Consider the following 24592-nt stretch of genomic DNA (forward strand, 5'->3'; position numbering starts at 1 on the left):
CTAGTTGCGCGCACCGAGCCGGGTGAACGCGCCCTTGTGCAGGGCGACGACCACCGACGTCAGCGCGAAGATCCCCGCCCAGACCGGCACCGCGCCGGTGCTGAGCGCAAACGTTTGCTGGTGGGCCGCCACAGTGGGCAGCACCAGTCCCGCCACCCACACCGCGACCAGCGCGTACGCCGCCCGGGTGACCCCGATCAGCCCTCCCAGCGCGAGCGTTCCCGTGGTGAAGGCCAGGCTCGGCACCAGCCACAGCGCGAGGGCCGTCCCGGTCAGCCAGCCGGCGACCCCCAGCACCGGCAGGACGACGATGAGCACGGCCAGCGTCCGCCGCGCGATGAGGTACAGCCCGGCCCGCGGCGTCGCGACGACGACTTCGTACGCCGGGTCCAGCCCCCGCGCCCACGACGCGGCTACGCCGAGCACCGGCAGCACCGGCGCGAAGAGCTGCACCGCCGTCACGTCCAGCATCGAGTGCGCGACCTGGTCGAACGCCACCGCGAGCAGCGTGACCAGCACGATCATCCCCAGCCACGGCAGCATCACCGGGGTGATCCACGTGTCGAGCCACCGCCGCCGCCTCCGGTAGGGAGCCCGCGCCGGAGGCGGCGGCCCGTGGAACGGAACGCCCGACAGCTCGATTTCGACGCCGAGCCGGTTCCAGACGGCGTCCACCACCGGCTGGACGGGCGCCACCGCGGCGAGCCGCGCCCGGCACACCGGACACGTCTCGAGGTGCGCTTCGAGGCCCCACAGCCGGTCACCCGGGAGGTCGTCACCCGCCACGTAGCCGGCGATGAGCTCGTCCGACGCATGGGTCATGACAGTGCCTCCTTCATCGCGAACCGCGCCCGGCGCGCGCGGGTCTTGACGGTTCCTTCCGGCAGCCCGAGCAGGACGGCGGTCTCCCGGACGGTCAGCCCGTCGAGCACCATCGCCTGCAGCACCGCCCGCAGTTCGGGCGCGAGATCCCGCAGTGCGTCACCGACCTCGTCGCCGATCGTCGCCGCCAAGGCCACGTCCTCCGCCGCCGGCACGGGCGCGACGTCGAGGGCCACCTCCGCCGGCAGCTCGGCGTGGTGCGCCCGGCGCCGGAACGCGTCGACGAGCCGGCGTGCGGCGATCGTCCACACCCAGCCGACCGCGGTACCGCCGGTCGAGGCCCCCGCGAACGACGCCGCCGCGCGCCACACGGCCAGGTACGTCTCCTGCATGACCTCGGCGACGACCTGGTCGTCGGCGCACCGGCGGCGCAGGCGCACGGCGAGCCAGGGCGACGTGCGGCGGTAGAGCTCCTCGAACGCCGCGCGGTCGCCCTTGGCCGTGCGCCGGACGAGGTGCTCCTCGTCGGCGTCCTCCAGTGGCAGTTTCCTCACACCAGGCAAGACGCCGGATCGCCCGGAACGGTTCTCACTCGATTGTGTGCTGCGTCACACCGAGGGCGGGGGCCAGAACTTCCGCCAGCCGTCGGCCTCCAGGGTCGTCGGCTCCAGCCCGGCGTCCCGCGCCGCCTGCTCGGCGGCCCGGACGTCGGTCGCGAACTGCTTCGCCAGCGCCCGCAGCTCACCCTCGGGGTCGACGCCCGCGCGCCGCGCCGTCGCCGCGATGCGGAACAGCTGGGCGGCGGCGTCGGTGCCGGCTGGGAAGAGGTCGAGCGGGATGCCCGCGCGCCCGGAACGCTGCCCGAGCTTGCCGGCCAGCGCCACCGCGGGCTGGCCGAGCGCGACCCCGTCCACAATGGACTTGCGTTGCTTCTCCTGCTGCTTCAGCTCTTCCCACTTGACGTTCTGGTGCTCGACGGTGTGCACCGAATCGGTCCCGGCGAACACGTTCGGGTGCCGGCCGACCAGCTTCGCGACGAGCTCGGCGGCGACGTCGTCGATGCCGAACGGGTCGGTGGCGTCCTCGGCCGCGACGCGCGCGTGGAAGAGCACCTGGAGCAGGACGTCGCCGAGCTCCTCGCGCAGCGCCTCGCGGTCGCCCGACTCGATGGCGTCGAGTAGCTCGTAGGTCTCCTCGACCAGGTACTGCCGGAGCGAATCGTGCGTCTGGGCCGCGTCCCACGGGCAGCCGCCCGGCGAGCGGAGCCGGTCCATCACCTCGGCGGCCTCGACGAGGGGCGGCGCCGGCGTCTCGATGACCTCCGCGCCGGTCGCGATGAGCAGCGACGCGGCGGGCTCGTCGCGGGACCCGGCGAGCAGCACGATGTCCTTCAGCGAAGGCGCCTCGGCCACGGACGGGACACCGAACACGCTCGCGTCCACGTCCGTGCCCGCGTACACGGTGGTGACGTCACACAGGATCTTCAGCGCCGCGGCGGGCAGCGTCGCCCCGCGGACGACTACGACGACGCCCGTGCTCACTGCTGTGTACGGCCGGAACCACCCGGGGGCAGCACGAGGCCCTGGGCAGCGTCCTCGTTCGGAACGACGTCCATACCCACGACGTCCCACACGCCGTAGCGCTTGTTCACCCGCACGTCGAGCTGGTCGAACAGCGGCTGCAGCTGCCGCATGCCGATCGCGGCCTTCGTGGCGTCGTCGAGGGCCGGCGCCTGCTCCGTGGCCACGGGCTTGTTGTCCACGCGCTGGCGGACCACCGCGACGAACCAGGTGCCCTCGCGGTTCGGGTACGGGAAGACCGTGACGGCTCCGACCGGCGAGCCGAAGATCGGGCCGGCGGCGAGCACCCCGGCCTGCGCCGCGGGCACGGCCTCGCCGAGGCCGGTGAGCGGCGGGATCGAATCGGTGTTCTGGCCCTGCTGGGCCGCCTGCTGCCGCAACGACGCCTCGTACTGGACGTCGGCGCCGATACGCTTGGTCGCGGCCGCCGGATCGGCGGCGAACTGCCGGGCGAGGTCGAAAGCCGCCTTCTTCGCCTCAGGCCCCTTCGGTGTGTCGCCGGTGTTCGAATCCGGCATCGAACCGATGGACGTGTAGTCGAAGGTGACCGACAGGTCGGGGATGGCCTTCTCGGCCAGCGCCTGGGCGAGGTAGGTGTCGGTCAGCGCCTCGCGGTGGTCACGGCTGCGGGCGACGACCTCGCTGACCGCCTGGGCCTCGTTGCTCGAGTTCGCGGGGACCGTTCCGTTGAGGGGGTCCTTGGCCAGCTGGGCCTCGATCCGCCCGTAGTTGGGCGTGATGCCCTGCTTTTCCGCGGCCGCGGCGAGCATCTCGTGCAGGGCGAGCTGGCTGACGGCCGCCCGGCCGAGCTCCTCGAGCTTGTGCTCACCGGCGAGCTTCTGCGCGTACGGCTGCTCGCGGACGGCCTTGTCGATGAGCGCCTGCACCTGGTCGAGGGAAACCGAGCGGTCGCCGACGAGGACGGCACTGCCGACCTGACTGGGGCCCGAGCCGCACCCGGCGAGCAGAAAAGCACCGGCAACAACCGCGACCAGCGCGCGAGGGCGCCCCATGATCCGCATCACAGCGCATACCCTCTCACACCATCGCACCCGAAACGCAACACCCGTACGGTGTCGCCGGGCGTAACCTCGACGACATGGACCACTGGCTGACCATCGAGGTCTTCGATGGCGAGTCCACGGCTTCCTTGTGGCGGCTCGCCCGCGGTGACGCACTCACCGAAGCAGCTTTGACGAACGGCGCGGAACAGTGGGTGTGGCACGAACACCGCTGGGGCGTGGTGCTGGAGATCGAGTTCAAATCGGAGGAAAGCCGCGACGCGTTCCGCGCGCTGCCGGTGGTGACGGCGGCGTTGGACGCCGTGCCGGATCCGACGCGGGGACTGCTCGTGTACCCGGGGCGCGGTGGAGGTGCGGGGTCGCGGATGCCGCGGAAGCCCCGGCCGTTGCCGATGGCGGGGGCCGGCGCGGTTCCGGTGCCGATGGAGTCGGTGAAGATGGGGTTGGCGGAGGCTGTGCCGCCGATGTTCAGCGAAGTCTGCTGAGCAGCCGGCTGCCGAGAAACCCGGGCGCCACAACGGAAATCTCCGATGTGGCGCCGGGCTTCCGCTCGTCTACACCGCCGCGGGTTTCTTGGTGAGCTGCGTCAGCAGCTTCGTGCACCAGTCCAGCAGCTCTTCGTCCCGCAACGTCGGCGCGCCGATCCGGCCACCCGCCGGGCCTTCCGTGGGCTTCGGCACCGACACCGTGTTCGTCACGGCCTTGAACAGCGCCTTCGGGTACAGCCTCTTCAACCGGACCATCTGCGAATCCTGCAACGGCAGCGGCGCGAACCGGATCGTGCTGCCCTGGACCGCCACCTCAGTCACGCCCGCCTCGCGGCACGTGTGCCGGAACCGCGCCACCGACAGCAGCTGGTTCACCGGCGCCGGGGGCTGGCCGTAGCGGTCGATCAGCTCTTCGCGGACCGCGTCCAGGCCCTCGGTGTCCGGCGCCGCCGCGATCTTGCGGTACGCCTCCAGCCGCAGACGCTCCCCCGGCACGTAGTCGTGCGGGATGTGGGCGTCGATCGGGAGGTCGACGCGGACGTCGGCCATCTCCTCGTCCTCCGCCGGCTCCGCGCCCGCGTGGCGTCGGAACGCGTCGACCGCCTCGCCGACCAACCGCACGTACAGGTCGAACCCGACACCCGCGATGTGCCCGGACTGCTCCGCCCCGAGGATGTTGCCCGCGCCGCGGATCTCGAGGTCCTTCATCGCGACCGCCATGCCCGCACCGAGCTCGGTGTTCTGGGCGATCGTCGCCAGCCGGTCGTGCGCGGTCTCCGTCAGCGGCGCCTCCGGCGGGTACAGGAAGTACGCGTACCCGCGCTCGCGCCCACGTCCGACGCGCCCGCGAAGCTGGTGCAGCTGCGCCAATCCGAGCAGGTCGCCGCGCTCGACCAGCAACGTGTTCGCGTTCGAGATGTCCAGCCCGGTCTCGACGATCGTGGTGCACACCAGGACGTCGTACTCGTTCTCCCAGAAGCCCTGGATGATCTTCTCGAGCTTGTCCTCGTTCATCTGCCCGTGCGCGGTGACGACCCGCGCCTCCGGCACCAGCTCCCGGATCCGCCGCGCGGCCTTCTCGATCGACGAGACGCGGTTGTGGACGTAGAAGACCTGGCCGTCCCGCAGCAGCTCACGGCGAATCGCCGCGCCGACCTGCTTGTCGTCGTACGCGCCGACGTACGTCAGGATCGGGTGGCGGTCTTCCGGCGGGGTCAGGATCGTCGACATCTCGCGAATGCCCGCCAGCGACATCTCCAGCGTCCGCGGGATCGGCGTCGCCGACATGGTGAGGACGTCGACGTGCGTGCGCAGCGCCTTGATGTGTTCCTTGTGCTCGACGCCGAAGCGCTGCTCCTCGTCGACGATCACGAGACCGAGGTCCTTGTAGCGGATCCCCGTCTGCAGCAGGCGGTGCGTGCCGATCACGATGTCGACCTCGCCGCCGGCCAGCTGCTCCAGGATGATGTCCGACTCGGTCTTGTTCGTGAACCGGGACAGGCCCTTGATCGTCACCGGGAACGAGCGCATGCGCTCGTGGAAGGTGTTCAGGTGCTGCTGGGCGAGCAGCGTCGTCGGGACGAGCACCGCGACCTGCTTGCCGTCCTGCACCGCCTTGAACGCGGCGCGGACGGCGATCTCCGTCTTGCCGTAGCCGACGTCGCCGCAGATGACGCGGTCCATCGGGACGCCGCGTTCCATGTCCGCCTTGACCTCGTCGATCGCGGCGAGCTGGTCGTTGGTCTCGGTGAACGGGAAAGCGTCCTCGAGCTCGCCCTGCCACGGCGTGTCCGAGCCGAACGCGTGTCCGGGCGCGGCTTGGCGCGCCGCGTACAGCTGGACGAGCTCGGCCGCGATCTCCTTGACCGCTTTCTTGGCCTTGGCCTTGGTGTTCTTCCAGTCGGAGCCGCCCAGCTTGTTGAGCGTGGGCAGCTCACCCCCGACGTAGCGGGAGACCTCGTCGAGCTGGTCGGTGGGGACGAACAGCCGGTCGCCCGGGTGGCCGCGCTTCGACGACGCGTACTCGAGCAGCAGGTACTCGCGGGTGGCACCGGCGACCGTGCGCTGGACCATCTCGACGAACCGGCCGATGCCGTGCTGGTCGTGCACGACGTAGTCGCCGGTCTTCAGCGCCAGCGGGTCGACGGCGTTGCGCCGCCGGGACGGCATCTTGGTGTTGAAGTCCTTTGTGGACGTTCCGGCGCCCGCGCCGCGGCCGGTGAGGTCCGCTTCGCTCAGCACGACCAGGGCGCACTCCGGCGAGACGAAGCCGTCCGTCAGGCCGCCGCAGGTGACGGTGACCATGCCGGGCGACGGGGCGCTCTTCAGGCCGTCGCCGGCCTGGGTCGCGGGGACGTCCGCGGCCGAGAGCTGCTCGACCGCGCGCGCCGCGGTGCCCTGGCCGGCGACGACGAGCACCGCCGTGCCGCCCGACGCCGTGTGGGCGCGCAGGTCCGTCATCGCGCGCTCGAGCTCGCCGCGGTACGACGGCGCGGCCTCGACCGAGACGCGGTAGACGTCCGGGTCTTCGCTGGTCAGCTGCGTGAGCGTCCACCAGGAGCGCTTGGTGTCCTGCGCGCGGGACGCGATTTCGTCGAGCGCGCGGTACGCGGACGCGCCGAGGTCGATCGGGGCCTGGCCGCCCGCCGCGGCCGTCGTCCACGACGCTTCGAGGAACTCCTGGCCGGTGCGGACGAGGTCGGCGGCCCGGGCGCGGATCTTCTCGGGGTCGGCAAGGAGGACGTGGGTGCCGGCCGGCATCGCGTCGGTGAGCAGCTCCAGCTCGCCTTCGCAGAGCACCGGGATGAGGGCCTCCATGCCCTCGACCGGGATGCCGTCGGCGAGCTTGGTGAGCATCTCGGCCAGGTGGGCGTCGGCCTCGTACGTCTTCGCCAGCTCCGCGGCCTTCTCCTTGACCGGCGGCGTGAGCAGCAGCTCGCGGCACGGCGGCGCGGTGACGCGCGGGATCTCGCCGGGCAGCGACCGCTGGTCGGAGACGGCGAACGCGCGGATCTCGCTGACCTCGTCGCCCCAGAACTCGACGCGTACGGGGTGCTGCGCGGTCGGCCCGAACAGGTCGAGGATGCCGCCGCGGACGGCGAACTCGCCGCGCTTCTCGACCATGTCGACGCGGGTGTAGGCCAGCTCGACGAGCCGTTCGAGCAGGCCCTCGAAACTTTGTTCTTCGCCGACGACGAGGTCGATCGGGGCGAGGGACCCGAGACCGGGCGCCATGGGCTGGATGAGGCTGCGGACGGTCGCGACGACGACGCGCAGGGTGTCGTCCTCGGTCTTCAGCCGGTGCAGCACCTCCAGCCGGCGGCCGACGGTGTCGGCGCGCGGGGAGAGCCGCTCGTGCGGAAGGGTCTCCCAGGAGGGGAAGTCGGCTACTTTGTGCGCGCCGAGCAGCGCACCGAGGGCCGCGGTCAGCTCGTCGGCCTCGCGGCCGGTGGCGGTGACGGCGAGGACGTGTTTCGCGGCCCCGTCATCGGCGGCGAGGGCGGCGGCGACGAGCTGCCGGGCGGCGATCGGGCCTTGCAGCTCGAGCAGCGGCGCACCGGCGCGCTCGACCACGCCGCGCAGGGCCGGGTCGGGAAGGATGGCGGTGAGGAGTCCGGACAATGGAGCGTTTGTCACGGTCCCAGCCTACGTGCCACCCCCGACAGGTTTCCGATCACGGCTGGTCGGGGGCCGGAACGCAGGCCGTCAAGAGCGGAGCAGGTCCGCCACCTCCGCGAGCCGCGGCAACTGCTCGTCGAACACCTTCGGATCGGTGCTCGCGATCCGCAGCAGCACGTGCTCCGCCCCTTCGTACTCGCGTAGCCGCGCAGCCACCTCCGCGGCGCTTCCCGTCACCTGCATCTGGATCCCCTGCACGAAGTCCGCCGGCATCCCGTAGTTGCGCTGGCAGTACTCCTCCAGCAGCGCGCGTCCCCGGTCCACGTCGTCCTCGACCAGGACCGTCGCGAACAGCGCCGGGGTCGCCGGGCGGGACGAAAGAGCACGGATCCGCGCCAGACCGGACACGTAGTCCGCGGGGTCCGGCGGGTAGGGCAGCCACCCGTCGTACAGCCGGCCGACGCGCTCCAGCGCCCCCGGCGTGTACGCCGCCAGCCACACCGGCGGACCACCCGGCCGCGAAGGCGCCGGAAAGGACGGCAGCGAGTCGTAGTGCAGCACCGATCCGTGAAACGACGCAGAGCCGCTCCACGCCGCCCGCCACAAGCCCACGATGTCGTCCAGCCGCGCTCGCCGACGCTCCCAAGGCACCCCCACGAACGCGAACTCCGGCTCGCTCCGCCCGGCGAACCCCGCGCCGACCGCCACGGTCAGCCGGCCGCCGCTGAGCAGGTCGAGCGAAAGCAGCTGGTTCGCCGAAAGGACCGGGTCCCGCAACGCCGGGAGCAGCGCGGACGTCCCCAGGGTCACCCGCGAAGTCCGGGCGGCGAAGGCACCCAGCACGGTGAAAGCGTCCAGCGGAGCCCGGGCGAGGGTGTCGCCCACCCAGACCGAGTCGAGGCCGAGCTCCTCGGCGGAGACGGCGACGTCGACCAGCTCGGGCGCGGTCCGCCCGGCGTCGAGGATGGGCTGGTAGGTCGGCACGACCAAGCCGAATTTCGTCATACGGGAAGCGTCGCCGAAGCGGGGAATGCCCTCAATTCCCCGCGGGGAATGGCGCGGTGCGAGCAGGATGGAGCCGTGGACTTCGGAACGGCGCTCAAGGACTGGCGCACCCGGCGGCGGCTGAGCCAGCTCGACCTGGCCCTGCGCGCGGGCACGACGCAGCGGCACGTCAGCTTCATGGAAAGCGGGCGCTCGGTGCCCGGCCGCGGCATGGTGCTGCGCGTCGCCGAGTCCCTCGAACTGCCCCTGCGCGAGCGCAACGGCCTGCTCCACGCCGCCGGCTACGCGCCGACCTACCCCGAGACCAAGCTCGGCGACCCGGCGATCCGGCCGGTGCTCGACGGGCTGCGGCGGCTGCTCGACGGCCACCGGCCCTACCCCGCGATCGTCGTCGACCGCTACGGCCTGCTCGTCGCGAAGAACGACGCGTTTTCGCTGCTCGTCGAGGGTGTCGCGCCGGAGCTCCTCGAAGAACCGGTCGACACGCTGCGGCTCGCGCTGCACCCGCGCGGGATGGCGCCGCGCGTGCGGAACCTCGACGACTGGGCCCGGCACATCCTCGAGCGCCTTCGCAACGACCTCGCGCGCACCCCGGACGACCGGCTCGCCGCGCAGCTCGCCGAGCTGACGGGGTACCTGCCGCCGGAGCGGCCGCCGAGCGCGGACCACCTCGGCTTCGCCGTGCCCGTGCGACTGTCCACTTCGGCCGGTGAGCTGCGGCTGATCACGGCGATCACGACGTTCGCGACCGCCGCCGACGTCACGGTGTCGGAGCTCAAGCTGGAGACGTTCCTGCCCGCGGACGCCGAAACCGCGGAACGCCTTCAGAGCACCAGCGCCGTCACCTGACCCATCAGCAGTTCCGTGCTCGCCCACAGCACGGCCGCGCACACGCTGCCCGCGGCGAACCGGCGGTACGGCATCGCCGCCGAGCCCGCGACGCGCGGCACCAGCGTCCGGACGCCGGCCAGGCAGCGGCCCGCGATCACCGCCGGGACGCCGTAGCGCGCGACCGCCGCTTCGGCGCGGTCCCAGCGGTCCTGGCCGATGCGGCGGACGAGCCGCGATCGGCGGAGCCGCCGCCCTTCGAGGTACGCCAGCTGATCGCCGACGACGGCCGCGAGCACGGCCACCGGCAAAGCGAGTCCGAAGTGGAGCGTGCCCCGCTCGGCGAGGAACCCCATCAGCAGCAGCGCCGACAACGTCGGCAGCACGATTCCGGGCAGCAGCGCGGTTTCCGCCGTGATCAGCACCGCGCAGACGAGGTAGACGACCAGCGGGGGCGCGTCAAGCAGTGGCCGCAGCAGGCTGTCCATGGCTCGTCCTCCCCACCGCCACCGGCAGCGCCGCGCGGTAGACGAACGCGGGCGGCAGGTTGCCCCAAACCACCGAAGTGCGTTCCACAACCGCGAAACGGCTTCGCAGCGAAGCGGCGAAGCGACGCGCGGGTGGCGTCCAGGCCGCATGGGCGTACGCGAACGTCGTGAACCGGCCGTTCGGGGCGAGCGCCGCCGTGACCGCGTCGAGGATGCGGTGCTGCCGGTCCGCGGTCATGGCCGTCCACGGCAGTCCGGAGACGACGACGTCGATGTCGTCGAGTGCGAGGTGCTCCGCCGAGCCGCCGACGACGTCGACATGTGGAAACCGCTCGCGAAGAGAGGATGCGAAACGCGGGTTGATCTCGTACGCGGTCAGGCGCGCTTCGGCGCGAAGCAGCGCGAGGACCGCTTCGGTGAACACGCCGGTGCCCGGACCGAGCTCGGCGACGCGCGACGCGCGTTCCAGACCGAGGCCCGCGGTCATCGTTTCGGCCAGCCGCGGCGAGCTGGGCGCGATCGCGCCCGTCAGCATCGGGTGGCGGAGGAATTCCCTGGTGATCGACATGATCCCGACGCTAGGAACGGCGGCGGTGGCCGCGAATCCGCCGGATCGGCCGGTCCGGTCCTCCCGGGGGAGGACACGGTCTGGCCGGCGGGATGACGACCCGGGCCGGGTCCCGGCATTACGTTCGGTGGCGTGGAACGACTCGTGAGGTGGATGCGCAGGCACCGGTGGACGGTGGACCTGCCGCTGTACGCCGTGTTCGTCTTCCTCGGGCCCAACTGGAACGGGGAGCCGGCGTGGGGTGTCCGCGCGCTCTCGATGCTCTTCCTGCTCCCGATCCTGGTGCGCCGCCGGTACCCGCGCACGGCCGCGGTGCTGATCATCGCCGGGGCGGCGGCGGTGTACCTCACCGAGATCTGGGCCTACGACCGCGGCCGGACCGAGCTGGCGATGACGGTCGTGCTGTTCAACCTCGTGAAGCTGGGCGACCGGCGCTTCGCCGCGCTCATCGCGGCCGCCATCGTCGTGCTCGACTTCCAGTGGGGCGTCCTGTGGGGCCCGGGCACCCAGAACCCCACGTTGACGATCATCGGCATCCTGCCGCTGCACTTCGCCGCGTGGGCGCTCGCGGAGTTCTTCCGCAAGCGGGACCAGCTCACCGCCGAAGAAGAGAAGCGCGCCGACGCCCAGGCCCGCGCGGCCGTCGCGGAGGAACGCACCCGGATCGCGCGCGAGCTCCACGACGTCCTCGCGCACAGCATGAGCGTGATCGTGCTGAACGCCGAGGGCGCGAAGCTCGCCCGGCACCGCGACCCCGAAGCCGTCGACCGCACGCTCGACACGATCGGCCGCACGGGCCGGGACGCGCTCGCCGAGCTGCGGCGGCTCCTCGAAGTCCTGCACGCCGGCCAGGCGGCGCGCAGTCCCCAGCCCAGCATCGACGAGCTGCGCGAGCTCGTCGGCCAGTGCGGGCGCGCCGTCACGCTCGAGGTCACCGGCGACCCCGCCGGCCTGTCCGCGAGCGCCGCGCTGCAGGCGTACCGGATCGTCCAGGAGGCCCTGACCAACATGATCAAGCACGCCCCGGCCGACGCGACCGGCCGCGTCGAAGTCGCGTTCGAGCCGGACGAGGTCCGGATCGAGGTGACGAACACCGGCGGGCAGGCCCCACCCGCGCCGGCGCCCGCGTTGCCCTCGTCCGGGCGCGGGCTGGCCGGGATGCGCCAGCGCGTCGAGATGTACCACGGCGAGCTGGCGGCCGGGCCGTCGCCGGACGGCGGCTACCGGGTCTGCGCGAGCCTGGTGGTCGGGTCGTGACCACGCGGGTGCTGCTCTGCGACGACCAGGAGCTGGTGCGCGTCGGGTTGCGGATGATCGTCGAAAGCCAGGACGACCTCGTCGTCGCGGCCGAGGCCGCGAACGGCGCCGAGGCCGTCGCGAAGGCCCGGGAACTGCGGCCGGACCTGGTGCTGATGGACGTCCGGATGCCGGTGCTCGACGGCGTCACGGCGACCGGGCGGATCTGCGCCGAGCTGCCGGACGTGCGCGTCCTGATCATCACGACGTTCGACCTCGACGAGTACGCGTACGCGGCCTTGCGCGCGGGCGCCAGCGGGTTCCTGGTGAAGGACGCGCCGTCCGAAGAGATGCTCGTGGCGATCCGCGGTGTGCTGCGCGGCGACTCGATGGTCTCGCCGTCGGTCACGCGGCGGCTGCTCGACCGCTACCTCGCCGACGACCGCGATCCGGTGGACGTCGCGAAGCTCGACGTGCTGACCGAGCGCGAGAAGGACGTGCTGGGGCTCATCGCGCGCGGGCACTCCAACGGCGAGATCGCGGCGAAGCTGTACATCGGCGAGACGACGGTGAAGACGCACGTCGGGCGGATCCTCGGCAAGCTGCGGCTGCGCGACCGGGTGCACGCGGTGGTGTTCGCCTACGAATCCGGCCTGGTGCGTCCAGGTTCTTGATCACTCCCTATTTATCCACTTGATAGGGAACGATAGAGTACTTTGCATGACGATATACAAGTCCGAAGGCGGCGCGCGTCTCCTGCGTGAGCGCTATCTCGAAGCGCTGAAGACCTGGCCCGTCCCGCACGAGGAGGTGCGGGTGCCGACACCCGAAGGCGAGACGTTCGTGCTGGCCTCCGGCCCGGAGAGCGCACCGCCGCTGGTGCTGCTGCACGGCTCCGGCAGCAACTCCGCGGAGTGGGCGCACCGGATCCCGTCGCTGGTGGAGCGGTTCCGGGTGTACGCGGCCGACATCATCGGCGAGCCGGGGATGAGCGCCGAGACCCGGCCACCACTCGACAGCGACCGGTACGCGCGGTGGCTGGACGCGGTGCTGGACCACTTCGCCGTCTCGCGGGCCGCCTTCCTGACGTCGTCGTTCGGCGGCTGGCTCGCGCTCGACTACGCGACGCGGCGGCCCGAGCGCGTCGCCGCGCTGGCGCTGCGGTGCCCGATCGGCCTCGGCCCGATGAAGAAGGGGTTCGTCGTCAAGGCCGTGTTCCTGTCCCTGCTCGGGGAGAAGGGACGGCGCAAGTCCGTGGCCGGCGTCGTGGGCGAGCCGGAGTCGTCGCCGATCGTCGAGCAGCAGCTGCTCGTGTCGGCGAACTACCGGTACCGCACCGGCCCGTTCCCGGTCTTCGGCGACGCTGCGCTGAAGCGGCTGACCATGCCGGTGTACGCCGTCGTCGGAGCGGAGGACGCCATGGTCGACTCCGCGACGACCCAGCGGCGGCTCGAAGCGGCCGGTGCGGTCGTGGACCTGGTGCCCGGCACCGGGCACTACATCCCCGGCTCGGCCGACCTGGAGTTCCTGAAGGGAGCAGCGACGAACGGCGATTTCACCGCTTGATGGCAGGATGGGCCGTATGCGGCGTGTGCTGGGTCTCATCGGTGCGGTGTCCCTGCTGGTCGCGGGCTGCTCGGGAGCGTCGAGCGCGCCCGTCCAGAGCGTCCCGCCCGTGCCCACACCGGCGGCGTCGACCGGGAAGTTCAAGGTCGAGACGGTGACCGCCGGGCTGGAGCACGGCTGGGACATCGGTTTCCTGCCCGACGGCGGCATCCTCGTGCCGCAGCGGCCCGGCAAGCTCGCGCTCGTCCGCGACGGGCGGGCCACCGACGTCCGGGCCGACTTCTCCGACGTCCTCGTGCAGGGCGAAGGCGGGCTGCTCGGCATGGTGATCAGCCCCGACTTCACGACCAGCCGCGAGTTCATCACCTGCCAGGACCACCAGGAGGACGGCAAGGCCGTCGACATCCGGCTGGTCACGTGGAAGCTGGCCGAGGACGGCGCGAGCGCCGCGAAGGTCAAAGACCTCCTGACCGGGCTGCCGGTGAACCCGAGCGGCCGGCACTCCGGCTGCCGGCCGACGTTCGCGCCGGACGGCGCGCTGCTGGTCGGCACCGGCGACACGGCCCGCTCGACGATCGCGCAGGACCGCCACTCCCTGGGCGGCAAGGTGCTGCGACTGGACGCGAAGACCGGGAACCCGTTGCCGGACAACCCGTTCATCACCTCGTCGAACCCGAAGGAACGGCTGATCTACACCTTCGGCCACCGCAACGTCCAAGGCGTGGCGATCCGGCCGGGCAGCGGCCAGGTGATCACGGCCGAGCACGGGCCGACCTTCGACGACGAGGTCAACCTGCTGAAGCCCGGCGCGAACTACGGCTGGGACCCGTCGAAGGGCGGCACGGACTCGAGCTACGACGAGAGCGTGCCGATGACCGACCTCAAGCGCTTCCCGGACGCGGTCAGTCCACTGTGGACGTCCGGCAAGATCACCGAGGCGATCAGCGGCGACGCGTTCCTGACGGGCGCGCAGTGGGGCCCGAACGACGGCGCGCTGGTCGTGGTGGCGTTGAAGGGCCAGAAGCTGCTGCTGTACCACTTGGACGCGGCGGGCAAGGTCCTGGACGTCTCGCTCCCCCCGGAGTTCGACGACAAGTTCGGCCGGCTGCGGGCCGTGCGGACCGGCCCGGACGGCGCTCTGTACGTGACGACTTCGGACGGGACGGACGACAAGCTGCTGAAGGTCACACCGGCCTGAGCATGCGAAAACCACGGCCGCGGGATGCCGTGGACACTTCCGCCGGGGCGGCGGATCGCGGAACATGGTTCACACCAAGAGTTTTCGCCCGCCCCCGACGAGTGTTGGACGCGGTCCGAAGATAGCGTTCCCGCGGCAGCACCCCGCCGGTCCCCGAGCGCCATCGCCGACCTGGCGATCGGGGACCGGCCTCCAACGTTCCTAGTTACCCAGGTGAGCCCCGCCGTTCACGTGCACCACCTGTCCGGTGACGTGCCCGGCGGCGGGGCTCGCCAAAAACGTCACGACGGCCGCGACGTCCTCCGGCGTGCCCGGTCGCTTGTTCATCGTGTTGCCGATCAGCCACTCGCGGCGGCGGTCCGAAAGCTTGCCGTGGAAGAACTCAGTCTCCCCGATCAGCCCCGGCGCGACGACGTTCGCCGTGATCCCGCGCGACCCGAGCTCCTGCGCCACGCTGATGTTCCACGCCTCGACGGCGGCCTTCGCGGCCCCGTACGAGCCGGCGCCGGTGCGGGCGGCGATCGAGCCGATCGTGACGATCCGCGCGTCGTCGGCGAGGCGTTCGCGCAGCGCGTGCGTCACCAGCGCGGCACTGACCACATTGGACCGGAGGTTGCGCTCGAACGCTTCCGCGAAGCCGGCCAGCCCCTCGCCGCCGCCCTCGCCGTCGAGGAAGTCGGTGTTGCCCCCGGCGTTGTTGACGAGCACGTCCACGCGGTCGGGCAACTCCTCGAGTGCGGCTTCGACCGCCGCGGCGTCGGCGGCGTCGAACACGACGGGCCGCGCGCCCAGGAGCGTCGCGGCCTCGGTGAGCACCTGCTCGCGGCGCCCGGTGATCGTGACCCGGTCCCCCGCTTCGGCGAAGGCCGCCGCGACGGCGTACCCGATGCCCGTGCCGCCGCCCGTCACCACTACTTCCCTGCTGTTCCCCATGCGGCCGAGCCTAGTGCCTAGGATCGGGGCATGACCAAGATCGATCCGGCCACGTCCGCGCTCGTGCTCGTCGACCTGCAGGAACGGATCGTGGCACTGCCGACCACGCCGTACCGCGGGGAAGAGGTCGTCGCGAACGCGCTGCGGCTGCGGACGGCGTTCCGTGAGGCCGGCGCGCCCGTGGTGATCGTCAAGGTGTCGCGGCCGGACAACCCGCCGGGCAACGAGCTCGTCTTCGACGCGCAGGACGACAAGATCGTCACCAAGTACACGATCGGTGGTTTCGCGAACACGGACCTCGACGAGTTCCTGCGCGGCAAGGGCATCCGCACGGTGGTGTTCGGCGGCATCGCGACGGAGTTCGGCGTCGAGTCGACCCTGCGCGCGGCGGCCGACCACGGCTACGACACGGTCGCGGTGTCGGACGCGATGACCGCGCTTTCCGAAATCTCGCACGAGAACGCGATCACCAAGATCTTCCCCCGGCTCGGCACGGTCGTGACGACCGACGAAGCACTGGCGGGCTTGGCGTGATCGACAAGGTCGCGTGGATCCACCTGGTGGGCGGCCGGATCCTGAGCACGCGCTCACGCGGCAAGGAGGTGTACTACCTGCCGGGCGGCAAGCGCGAGCCGGGTGAATCGGATGCCGAGACGCTGATCCGCGAGATCCGCGAGGAACTCGACGTGGCGATCGCGCCGGAGTCGATCGCCGCGGCAGGCGTGTTCGAAGCGGAGGCGCACGGCCACGCGGGCACCCTGGTCCGGATGACCTGCTACACGGCGGATTACCGCGGGACACCGACCGCCAGCAGCGAAATCGACGAGATCGCTTGGCTCGGATATGAGGACAGGGACCGCGTTTCGGCGGTGGACAAGATCATTTTCGACCACCTGCACGAGACCGGGCAGCTGACCTAACCGAGCCGGAGCTTCGGCTTGTCTTCCAAGTGTGACAGCCCGTTCCAGGCCAAGTTGACCAGATGCGCCGCGACCTCGTCCCGCTTCGGCTTGCGCGCGTCCAGCCACCACTGGCCCGTCAATGCGACCATCCCCACCAAAGCCTGCGCGTACAGCGCCGCCAGTTTCTCGTCGTACCCGCGCGCCGCGAACTGCTGCGCCAGGATGTGCTCCACCTGGCTCGCGATGTCGTTCAGCACCGTCGAGAACGTCCCCGTCGAACTCGCCACCGGCGAATCGCGGACCAGAATCCGGAAACCGTCGTGGGAATCCTCGACGTACGACAGCAACGCGATCGCCGCCTGTTCGAGCATCACGCGGGGGTGGCCGCCGTGCAGCGTGGACACCATGCGGTCCAGCAGCAGCTGCGTTTCGCGGTCCACGACCACCGCGTAGATGCCCTCTTTGCCGCCGAAGTGTTCGTAAACCACGGGTTTCGACACGTTGGCGCGGTGCGCGATCTCCTCGATCGACGTGCCGTCGAAACCCTTCTCGGCGAACAACGCCCGCGCCACGTTGAGCAGCTGCTGACGCCGCTCGCTGCCGGTCATCCGGACGCGCGTCACCGGGGCGACCGGACGCGCCCCGGTGACCTGCTCACGCTTCGAACGTCGTCTCCCCGCCATCGGGGCAGCCTAGTTGACTAGCCCTTTTCGGTGGCGATACGGGCCAAGCGCTGCGGCGTCGGCCAGCGCACGTCGTGCACCCAGCCGAACTTCTCGAAGATCCAGATCAGGCGCGCGGAAATGTCGATCTGGCCGCGCTTCACGCCGTGGCGCGCGGACGTCGGGTCGGCGTGGTGCAGGTTGTGCCACGACTCGCCGAACGAGAAGATCGCCAGCGGCCAGAAGTTCGCCGACTTGTCGCGCGCCGCGAACGGGCGCTCGCCGATCATGTGGCAGATCGAGTTGACCGACCACGTCACGTGGTGCAGCACGCAGATGCGCACCAGCCCGGCCCAGAAGAACGCCGTCACGGCGCCCCACAGCGACCACGAGATCAGCCCGCCCAGCAGGGCCGGCAGCGCCAGGCTGACCAGCGCCCACAGCCAGAACAGGTCGTCGACCTTCTTGATCGCCGGGTCCTTCACCAGGTCCGGCGCGAAGCGCTCGGCGTTCGTCTGGTCGCGCTCGAACAGCCAGCCCATGTGCGCGTGCCAGAAGCCCTTGGCGATGGCCCACGGCGAGGTGCCGAACGCCCACGGGGAGTGCGGGTCGCCGTCGCGGTCGGAGAACGCGTGGTGCCGGCGGTGGTCGGCGACCCAGGTGATCACCGGGCCCTGGAGGGCGATGCTGCCCGCGATGGCCATGACCACCCGCAGCCACGGCTTGGCCTTGAACGAGCCGTGCGTGAAGTAGCGGTGGTAGGACACCGTGATGCCGAGCCCGCTGATCGCGTAGAACACCACGAAGATGCCGACGTCGACCCAGCTCAGTCCCCAGCCCCAGGCGAACGGCACCGCGACCAGCAGTGCCACCAGCGGCGCGATCACGCCGAAGTAGACCGACAGTTGCACGCCGATGCCGCGCGTGCCTTCGATAACGGGTTTGGGCCCCTTGGGAGCCGAAGGCTCCCCGGTGGGCTGAGAACGGTCGAGCGTGGCCGTCATACGCTTCACTTCTCCCTATGCGGGCGCCCCTTTTCGTAGGGTGCCCTAACCTACGATGCCGTAAGTTACGGTACAGGAGGTTCCGGCGACTGGGGAGTGCCGGAATCCTCACACCCGTACTTCGGAACCGGGGTACCCGGCAGACTGGGCGCTAACGCATCCCCCGCGCGGACGACACCCGATCGTCGCTATCCTGACCAGGATCGATCCGCCGTAGTGTAATCGGCAGCACTTCAGATTTTGGTTCTGACAGTTCAGGTTCGAATCCTGGCGGCGGAGCAGCTCGAGGACCCGAACCCACGACACCGGGAGGTTGGCGCTGACCGACGAGGCGACCGACCCGGTGGCGGCCAGGCGTCCTGCGCTCGCCGAAATGTCCGATGCCTGGCTCGTCGGGCGAGCGCGGGAGCTCATCGCCGCGGTCCAGCGGCAGGAGTACACCCAGCAGCTCCAGATCGTCGAGCTGATGGACGAGCTGCTCGACGAGACCCAGCGGCGCGGCGAACCGACGATGATCGCGCAGCTGCTGCGCGCGTCCGCGATCGCCCGCCTGATCACCAGGGGCCTGGCCGCGGAGGCCGAACCGCGGCTCGACGAGATGCTCGCGCACACCCGGCGTCACGGCCTCGCGCTGCTGCGGGCCGACGCGCACGCGCTGCGCGGCCGCCGGCTGGTGATCGCCGCGCAGGAGGACCCCGCGCTCACCGAGATCGCCCGCGCGCTGGCCATCCTCGACGACTCCGCGATCCCGAACCGGCAGATCGGCATCCGCCAGTGGAACCGGATGCTGTGGTCGGCGCTGAACGACTGCTGGATCGTGCTCAACCAGCTCGGCGTGTACGAAGCCGCCGAAGAGGTCATCGGCCGCGCCGCCTCCGCGATCCGCGAGAGCGCGAGCCCGCACGAGATCACGCTGCAGCTGATGAACCGCGTCAAGATGCTGCTCGGCTGGGGCCTGCGGCTCGAGCGCATCGACGAGTACGACGAGAGCGCCGAGAAGTTCCGCACCGCCGCGTCGATGGCCGTGGCCGCCGAAGGTCCGTTCACCGAGTCGCTCTTCCCGCGGAAGGCGGGCGTCGCGGCCGTCGACCAGGTCGGCGTCCTCGCCTCGGCGCAGGCGCTGCACAGCCCGAGCGCCGACCAGATCGACCGGCTCCGGGCGCTGCACGAAGGCACCGGCTACCCGGGCGAGCGCGAGATCGTCGCCATCGCGCTGGCCCGCTGCCTCGACCAGGCCGGCCGCCGCGAAGACGCCCTCGGCGTGCTGCGGCACGCCCGCGAGTCGCTGACCGACGACACCTCCCAGCCGTCGATGCGGCTGAACATCGCCCGCGAGCTGGCCCGGCTGGACACCAGCCCGGACTACGCGTCCGGCGCCAGCCAGTCGCTCATCGACTACGCGACCCGGCTCGAGTCCGAGATGTGGAGCCTGCGCGAGTCGCAGATCGCCACGCTGAACGCGCGCCGCGAGCACGAACGGCTCTCCGCCGAGCACGGCGCGATCACCCAGCAGGCCCTGCAGGACCCGCTCACCGGCCTGCCGAACCGGCGCGCGCTGGACGAGAAGCTGCGTCAGCTCGCGTCGTCGGCCGACGCCCAGCCGCTCGCCGTCGCGCTGGTCGACCTCGACGGCTTCAAGGGCGTCAACGACAAGGCCTCGCACGCCGAAGGCGACAACGTGCTGCGTGTCGTCGCGAGCACGCTTCGTGACGCGCTGCGCGGCGACGACCTCGTGGCGCGCTACGGCGGCGACGAGTTCATCGTCCTGCTCCCGGGCACGCCGGCGTCCGCGGCGAAGATGGCGCTCGGCCGCGCGGTGAAGTCCGTCGCGGGCCTGCCGCACCACCTTTCGCACGGCGTCACGCTGTCCATCGGGCTCGTTTCGCTGCGGCCGCAGGAGCGTGGCGAGCAGGTCCTCGCGCGCGCGGATGCGGCCATGTACCAGGCGAAACGCGGGGGCGGCAACCAGGTGGCGTCGGCCAACTCGATGGCCGCCGACCCGGCCGCCGCGTGGGCGAGCGAGGCCCCACCGACCGACCCCGCGTGGGACGCCGAGGACCACAGTTAGCGATCCGGCCGAAAGGAGGCGGACACGGCCAGTGGACGAACCGCTCACCGGCGCCTGTTCCGCCGTGGCTGCCGGTCGGATTGCTGATAATCGGCACAGTTAGGATCGGTCCCCGACCAAAGCGCCACTTTCACGTGAAAGTGACCTGGAGAGCGCCTCCGGATCACTTTCACGTGAAAGTGACGGCCAGAGCCACTGTTGGGAGCGCCGTTGACCGGCCCGCTGAGCACGTTGATCCTCGCCGCGGGTGAGGGCACCCGCATGCGATCCGCGACCCCGAAGGTGCTGCACCCGATCGCCGGGCGGCCCCTCGTGGAGCACGCCGTCCGGGCCGCCGCCGGCCTGGATCCCGAGCACCTCGTGGTCGTGACCGGCCACGGCCGCGAAGCCGTCGGAGAGCACCTGGCGCGGGTCGGGGAAGCCCTCGGGCGCGCGGTCGGCACCGCGGTGCAGGACCAGCAGAAGGGCACCGGCCACGCCGTGTCCTGCGCGCTCGCGACGCTGCCGGCGGACCTCACCGGCACGGTGATCGTCAGCTACGGCGACGTCCCGCTGCTGGACACCGCGACGCTGCGCGCCCTGCTCGACGAGCACACCGAGGCGAAGAACGCGGTCACCGTGCTCACCGCCGTGGTCACCGATGCGACCGGCTACGGCCGCATCACGCGGGACTCGGCCGGCAAGGTCACCGGGATCGTCGAGCACAAGGACGCCACCCCGGAGCAGGCGGCGATCACCGAGATCAACTCGGGGGTGTACGCCTTCGACGCCGCTGTATTGCGCGACGGCCTTTCGCGCCTGTCGACCGACAACGCGCAGGGCGAGCTCTACCTCACCGACGTCCTGGGCATCGCGAACGGCGACGGCCTGCACGTGGGCGCGCTCGTCGTCGACGACCCGTGGCTGACCGAGGGCGTCAACGACCGCGTCCAGCTGTCGGTGCTCGGCGCCGAGCTCAACCGCCGGATCGTGCAGCGCTGGCAGCGCGAGGGCGTCACGGTCGTCGACCCCGCGACGACGTGGATCGACGCCGGCGTGACGCTGTCGCGGGACGTCGTCATCGAGCCCGGCGTCCAGCTCAAGGGCACGACGTCGGTCGGCGAAGGCACGACGGTCGGGCCGGACAGCACGCTGACGAACATGATCATCGGGGCGGGCGCCTCGGTGGTGCGGGTCCACGGCTCCGACTCCGAGCTGGGCGACCGCGTCAACGTCGGCCCGTTCACCTACCTGCGGCCGGGCACGAAGCTGGGCGAGAAGGGGAAGCTCGGCGCGTTCGTCGAGACGAAGTCCGCCGACATCGGCGCCGGCACGAAGGTGCCGCACCTGACCTACGTCGGTGACGCCACGATCGGCGAGCACAGCAACATCGGCTGCTCGAGCGTGTTCGTGAACTACGACGGCGTGCACAAGCACCGGACCGTTATCGGATCCTATGTCCGGTTGGGCGCGGACAACACGTTCGTCGCTCCGGTGCAGGTCGGTGACGGCGCTTACAGTGGAGCGGGTGCCGTGATCCGCGAAGACGTCCCCCCGGGCACACTCGCGGTGTCGGCGCCGCCGCAGCGCAACATCGAAGGCTGGGCGATCCGGCGCCGGCCGGGTACACCCGCGGCGGAGGCGGCCCAGGCCGCCCTCGACGCCGAGTCAGCAGCAGGAACCGACGGGGAGTCGCCAGCATGAGTCCGAAGCAAGGCACGCCGAAGAAGAACCTGATGCTCTTCTCCGGACGCGCGCACCGCGAACTCGCCGAAGAGGTGGCCGAGCACCTCAACGTGACGATCACCCCCCAGACGGCTCACACGTTCGCCAACGGCGAGCTGTTCGTCCGGTTCGAGGAGTCCGTCCGCGGCACCGACGCCTTCGTCATCCAGGCGCACACCACGCCCATCAACGAGTTCGTGATGGAGCAGCTGATCATGGTGGACGCGCTCAAGCGGGCGAGCGCGAAGCGGATCACCGTGGTGATGCCGTTCTACCCGTACGCGCGCCAGGACAAGAAGCACAAGGGCCGCGAGCCCATCTCGGCGCGGCTGATAGCGGACCTGTTCAAGACCGCGGGCGCCGACCGGATCATGACGGTCGACCTGCACACCGCGCAGATCCAGGGCTTCTTCGACGGCCCCGTCGACCACCTGATGGCCCAGAGCGTGCTGGCCGACCACATCAAGAAGACCTACGGCGACGCCGACATCACGGTCGTCTCGCCGGACTCGGGCCGCGTGCGGCTGGCCGAGAAGTGGGCGCAGCAGCTGGGTGACCGGCCGATCGCGTTCATCCACAAGACCCGCGACCCGGACAAGCCGAACCAGGCCGTCGCCAACCGCGTGGTCGGCAAGGTCGAGGGCAAGCTCTGCGTCCTGATCGACGACATGATCGACACCGGCGGCACGATCGTGAAGGCCACGGAGGCCCTGATCGACGAGGGCGCGGCGGACGTGGTCATCGCGACGACCCACGGCATCCTGTCGGACCCGGCGACCGAGCGGCTCTCGCAGTGCAAGGCGCGCGAGGTCATCGTGACGAACTCGCTGCCGATCCCGGAGGAGAAGCGCTTCGAGGGGCTGACGGTCCTGTCGATCGCCCCGATGCTGGCGGAGGCCATCCAGCAGGTCTTCGAGGACGGCTCGGTGACTTCGCTCTTCGACGGCAACGCCTGATCGTTCTCGCTCGGAAGCCCGCTCTCCCGCTCGCGGAGGGCGGGCTTTCCGCTGCCCGGCGGGCGCTGCTCGGCGACTCGGTTTCGACTCGCGCCACCGCTGCCCGCTCTCGGGGCCGGCGTCGGGTCGGCCGGTGTCTTGAATGAGTCATTCAGGACCTCCGAAGACCTGAATGACTCATTCAAGACGTTGGGTGGGGCCGGCGGCGACCGGGACTTTGCCGGAGCCCCGGCGTCCGCTGCCCGCGAAAGCGCGCGCCTCCGCGGCCACCGCGGCGCTAGCGTCGCCGGCATGGGGAACTTCAAGTTCGGCGTCAGCTTCCGCGAAATCGGCAGCCGCGACGCCTGGATCGCCAAGTGCCGCCGGGCCGAAGAGCTCGGCTACGACGTCATCACCGTGCCCGACCACCTCGGCACCGGGCGGTTCGCGCCGTTCCCCGTGCTCGCCATGGCCGCCGCCGTCACCGAGCGGCCGCGGCTAGGCACGCTCGTGTCCAATGTGCCCTTCTACAACCTCGCGCTCTTCGCCCGCGAAGCCTCTTCGACGGCCGCGCTGCTCGACGGGCGGCTCGATCTCGGGCTCGGCGCCGGGCACATGAAAGCCGAGTTCGACGCCGCCGGACTGCCGTGGCAGAACGCCGCCGGCCGGATCGGCTACCTCGAAGACAGCCTCGACTACCTGCGGAAACACTTCGAAGACGAAGGCATCGACCAGCCGCGGCTGCTGATCGCGGGCAACAGCGACGGCGTCCTGGACCTGGCCGCCGAGCACGCCGACATCGTCGGGTTCGGCGGACTCCGCCAGCAGCCCGGCAAGCCGCCGGGCACCTTCAAGCTCGACAACGCCGAGGCGATGGACGAGCGCGTCGCGTACTTCCGGTCGAAAACGCGCCGCGACCCCGAATACAACATGCTCGTCCAGCACGTCGAGGTCACCGACGACCGCGAGAAGGCCGCGGCGCACTGGCACGAGTTGACCGAACGCAGCGCCGTCGCGGACGCCCGCGAACTCCTCGACGCGCCCCAGCTCCTGCTGGGCACGGTCGAGGAGATCGCCGGACAGCTCGAAAACCGGCGCGAGCGCTACGGCTTCTCGTACATCACGGTCTTCGAGCCGAACCTCGAGACGTTCGCACCCGTGCTGAAAGAACTTCAGTGCACAACCGAGGCTTCGCCTCGGGCCGGGGGCTCCGCCACCCGGACCCCCGAACGCCGTCAGTAAGCCACCGTGAACCGCGCGCGGCGGTGCTTCGGCTGCTCGATCTCGTCGACGTACGCGGTCGCGAAGTCGTCGCCGCCGATGTGCGACTTGCCGTTTTCGTCGGTCAGCAGGATGTCGCCACCGACCCTGAACTCGCCCCGGCGCTCGCCTGGCGTCCAGGCACCGAATTCGGCGGCGGGGCTGACGTAGAACCAGTCCAGCTCCTCCGGCTGCTCGCGCACCAAATCGAGCACCTCGGCGTGGCTGCCGGCCTCGTCCTTGTACTCGTCCGGGAACTCCGGGGTGTCGAACAGCCGCGGGCCGCCCTCGGCGACGAGCAGGCTCGCCGCGCCGCCGACGAACGACAGCCGGACGCCGTTCTCACGCGCGATCCGCGCCAGCGCCGGCACGGCGTCGACGAGCTTCTTGCCGTCGATCGCGCGCGCCGGGGTGGCGATCACGATGACGTCCGCGTCCTTGGCGACCCGCACGACGAACTCCTCGTCGTGCAGCGAGCCCTGCACCGCTTCGACGCCTTCGGGCACCGCGCCGGTGTTCCGCGCGACGCCGACCACCTCGTGCCCGCGCCGCAGCGCCTCGGCGCCGATCTTGCCCCCGGCGTACCCGGTCCCCCCGAAAACCACCAGCTTGGCCATGTCTTTTCTCCCGTTCGTAGTCGGCCTTCAAGGCCGATGCTAAGAACGGAAGATCACCTACTTCAACGGAAGAAACGCACCCCCGGGT

Annotated in this window: 24 protein-coding genes and 1 tRNA gene; 13 read left to right on the plus strand and 12 right to left on the minus strand. The window is 70.9% G+C overall.

Annotated elements, in window-relative coordinates:
* From AB0M59_RS39240 to AB0M59_RS39255, 4 genes are read right to left on the minus strand one after another with little or no spacing between them, the layout of a single operon-like run.
* The gene (locus AB0M59_RS39240; protein ID WP_364625751.1) at window positions 1–822 is read right to left on the minus strand and encodes a zf-HC2 domain-containing protein; all 822 of its coding nucleotides are present in this window, start codon (window positions 820–822) and stop codon (window positions 1–3) included.
* Window positions 819–1376 (minus strand): sigma-70 family RNA polymerase sigma factor, encoded by a 558-nt coding sequence (locus tag AB0M59_RS39245; RefSeq protein ID WP_364625754.1) that lies wholly within the window; start codon window positions 1374–1376, stop codon window positions 819–821. The genes AB0M59_RS39240 and AB0M59_RS39245 overlap by 4 nt, the downstream gene beginning before the upstream one ends.
* A gap of 54 nt (window positions 1377–1430) precedes the next feature.
* Window positions 1431–2363 (minus strand): MazG family protein, encoded by a 933-nt coding sequence (locus AB0M59_RS39250; protein ID WP_364625757.1) that lies wholly within the window; start codon window positions 2361–2363, stop codon window positions 1431–1433.
* Window positions 2360–3415, minus strand: a complete 1056-nt coding sequence (locus AB0M59_RS39255) for a hypothetical protein (protein ID WP_364625760.1) — start codon at window positions 3413–3415, stop codon at window positions 2360–2362. Before AB0M59_RS39255 ends, AB0M59_RS39250 begins: the two co-directional genes overlap by 4 nt.
* 86 nt (window positions 3416–3501) lie before the next feature.
* On the opposite strand from AB0M59_RS39255, the gene AB0M59_RS39260 reads away from it, so the two are divergent.
* Entirely contained in the window at window positions 3502–3909 is a 408-nt protein-coding gene (locus AB0M59_RS39260; RefSeq protein WP_364625762.1) for a hypothetical protein, read from the plus strand.
* 69 nt (window positions 3910–3978) lie between these two features.
* On the opposite strand, the gene mfd is transcribed toward AB0M59_RS39260, so the two are convergent.
* Together mfd and AB0M59_RS39270 are read right to left on the minus strand one after the other, a co-directional pair.
* Window positions 3979–7533: a transcription-repair coupling factor gene (gene mfd, locus AB0M59_RS39265; RefSeq protein ID WP_364625890.1), complete on the minus strand. Its 3555-nt coding sequence runs from the start codon at window positions 7531–7533 to the stop codon at window positions 3979–3981.
* A gap of 84 nt (window positions 7534–7617) precedes the next feature.
* On the minus strand, window positions 7618–8535 hold the full coding sequence (locus AB0M59_RS39270; RefSeq protein WP_364625765.1) for an LLM class flavin-dependent oxidoreductase: 918 nt from the start codon (window positions 8533–8535) through the stop codon (window positions 7618–7620).
* 75 nt (window positions 8536–8610) lie between these two features.
* Here AB0M59_RS39270 and AB0M59_RS39275 point away from each other — a divergent pair, with 75 nt between their 5' ends.
* Window positions 8611–9384 carry a helix-turn-helix transcriptional regulator gene (locus tag AB0M59_RS39275; RefSeq protein ID WP_364625768.1) on the plus strand — a complete coding sequence of 258 codons (774 nt, stop codon included), beginning with the start codon at window positions 8611–8613 and terminating at the stop codon, window positions 9382–9384.
* Here AB0M59_RS39275 and AB0M59_RS39280 read toward each other — a convergent pair.
* Both AB0M59_RS39280 and AB0M59_RS39285 read right to left on the minus strand, forming a co-directional pair.
* A complete protein-coding gene (locus tag AB0M59_RS39280; RefSeq protein WP_364625771.1) occupies window positions 9360–9851 on the minus strand; it encodes a DedA family protein in 492 nt (163 codons plus the stop codon). The two genes, AB0M59_RS39275 and AB0M59_RS39280, sit on opposite strands and share 25 nt — an antisense overlap.
* Window positions 9823–10419 (minus strand): methyltransferase domain-containing protein, encoded by a 597-nt coding sequence (locus AB0M59_RS39285; RefSeq protein ID WP_364625774.1) that lies wholly within the window; start codon window positions 10417–10419, stop codon window positions 9823–9825. Before AB0M59_RS39285 ends, AB0M59_RS39280 begins: the two co-directional genes overlap by 29 nt.
* Window positions 10420–10572: 153 nt before the next feature.
* On the opposite strand from AB0M59_RS39285, the gene AB0M59_RS39290 reads away from it, so the two are divergent.
* Genes AB0M59_RS39290 through AB0M59_RS39305 form a run of 4 tightly spaced genes read left to right on the plus strand, consistent with a single transcriptional unit; the run spans window position 10573 to window position 14419 of the window.
* Window positions 10573–11676 carry a histidine kinase gene (locus tag AB0M59_RS39290; RefSeq protein WP_364625893.1) on the plus strand — a complete coding sequence of 368 codons (1104 nt, stop codon included), beginning with the start codon at window positions 10573–10575 and terminating at the stop codon, window positions 11674–11676.
* Window positions 11673–12329 carry a response regulator transcription factor gene (locus AB0M59_RS39295; RefSeq protein WP_364625777.1) on the plus strand — a complete coding sequence of 219 codons (657 nt, stop codon included), beginning with the start codon at window positions 11673–11675 and terminating at the stop codon, window positions 12327–12329. The genes AB0M59_RS39290 and AB0M59_RS39295 overlap by 4 nt, the downstream gene beginning before the upstream one ends.
* Before the next feature lie 46 nt (window positions 12330–12375).
* Entirely contained in the window at window positions 12376–13221 is an 846-nt protein-coding gene (locus AB0M59_RS39300) for an alpha/beta fold hydrolase (RefSeq protein ID WP_364625780.1), read from the plus strand.
* A gap of 16 nt (window positions 13222–13237) precedes the next feature.
* On the plus strand, window positions 13238–14419 hold the full coding sequence (locus AB0M59_RS39305; RefSeq protein ID WP_364625783.1) for a PQQ-dependent sugar dehydrogenase: 1182 nt from the start codon (window positions 13238–13240) through the stop codon (window positions 14417–14419).
* Window positions 14420–14620: 201 nt separating this feature from the next.
* On the opposite strand, the gene AB0M59_RS39310 is transcribed toward AB0M59_RS39305, so the two are convergent.
* Window positions 14621–15352, minus strand: coding sequence for an SDR family oxidoreductase (locus AB0M59_RS39310; protein ID WP_364625785.1), 732 nt, complete (start codon window positions 15350–15352; stop codon window positions 14621–14623).
* A 30-nt stretch (window positions 15353–15382) separates the two neighbouring features.
* Between AB0M59_RS39310 and AB0M59_RS39315 the strand changes: the two genes are divergently transcribed.
* Together AB0M59_RS39315 and AB0M59_RS39320 are read left to right on the plus strand one after the other, a co-directional pair.
* A complete protein-coding gene (locus tag AB0M59_RS39315) occupies window positions 15383–15886 on the plus strand; it encodes an isochorismatase family protein (RefSeq protein ID WP_364625788.1) in 504 nt (167 codons plus the stop codon).
* Window positions 15883–16272, plus strand: a complete 390-nt coding sequence (locus AB0M59_RS39320) for an NUDIX domain-containing protein (protein ID WP_364625791.1) — start codon at window positions 15883–15885, stop codon at window positions 16270–16272. The genes AB0M59_RS39315 and AB0M59_RS39320 overlap by 4 nt, the downstream gene beginning before the upstream one ends.
* On the opposite strand, the gene AB0M59_RS39325 is transcribed toward AB0M59_RS39320, so the two are convergent.
* On the minus strand, window positions 16269–16862 hold the full coding sequence (locus tag AB0M59_RS39325) for a TetR/AcrR family transcriptional regulator (protein ID WP_364625895.1): 594 nt from the start codon (window positions 16860–16862) through the stop codon (window positions 16269–16271). The two genes, AB0M59_RS39320 and AB0M59_RS39325, sit on opposite strands and share 4 nt — an antisense overlap.
* Window positions 16863–16954: 92 nt before the next feature.
* Complete coding sequence (locus AB0M59_RS39330) at window positions 16955–17920, minus strand: acyl-CoA desaturase (protein WP_364625898.1); 966 nt, start codon at window positions 17918–17920, stop codon at window positions 16955–16957.
* Between the two features lie 207 nt (window positions 17921–18127).
* Here AB0M59_RS39330 and AB0M59_RS39335 point away from each other — a divergent pair.
* The 5 genes from AB0M59_RS39335 to AB0M59_RS39355 all read left to right on the plus strand — a co-directional run bounded on the left by AB0M59_RS39335 (window position 18128) and on the right by AB0M59_RS39355 (window position 23869).
* A tRNA-Gln gene (locus AB0M59_RS39335) sits at window positions 18128–18199 on the plus strand.
* Between the two features lie 34 nt (window positions 18200–18233).
* Window positions 18234–19988: a GGDEF domain-containing protein gene (locus tag AB0M59_RS39340; RefSeq protein WP_364625794.1), complete on the plus strand. Its 1755-nt coding sequence runs from the start codon at window positions 18234–18236 to the stop codon at window positions 19986–19988.
* Window positions 19989–20198: 210 nt separating this feature from the next.
* The gene (glmU, locus tag AB0M59_RS39345) at window positions 20199–21671 is read left to right on the plus strand and encodes a bifunctional UDP-N-acetylglucosamine diphosphorylase/glucosamine-1-phosphate N-acetyltransferase GlmU (protein ID WP_364625797.1); all 1473 of its coding nucleotides are present in this window, start codon (window positions 20199–20201) and stop codon (window positions 21669–21671) included.
* Complete coding sequence (locus AB0M59_RS39350; RefSeq protein ID WP_364625800.1) at window positions 21668–22648, plus strand: ribose-phosphate diphosphokinase; 981 nt, start codon at window positions 21668–21670, stop codon at window positions 22646–22648. Before glmU ends, AB0M59_RS39350 begins: the two co-directional genes overlap by 4 nt.
* Before the next feature lie 291 nt (window positions 22649–22939).
* On the plus strand, window positions 22940–23869 hold the full coding sequence (locus AB0M59_RS39355) for a TIGR03621 family F420-dependent LLM class oxidoreductase (protein ID WP_364625803.1): 930 nt from the start codon (window positions 22940–22942) through the stop codon (window positions 23867–23869).
* Here AB0M59_RS39355 and AB0M59_RS39360 read toward each other — a convergent pair.
* Window positions 23863–24504, minus strand: a complete 642-nt coding sequence (locus AB0M59_RS39360; protein ID WP_364625806.1) for an NAD(P)H-binding protein — start codon at window positions 24502–24504, stop codon at window positions 23863–23865. The genes AB0M59_RS39355 and AB0M59_RS39360 overlap by 7 nt on opposite strands.
* Window positions 24505–24592 lie beyond the last annotated feature (88 nt).

Source organism: Amycolatopsis sp. NPDC051371, from assembly GCF_040682155.1.
Taxonomy (GTDB): Bacteria; Actinomycetota; Actinomycetes; order Mycobacteriales; family Pseudonocardiaceae; genus Amycolatopsis.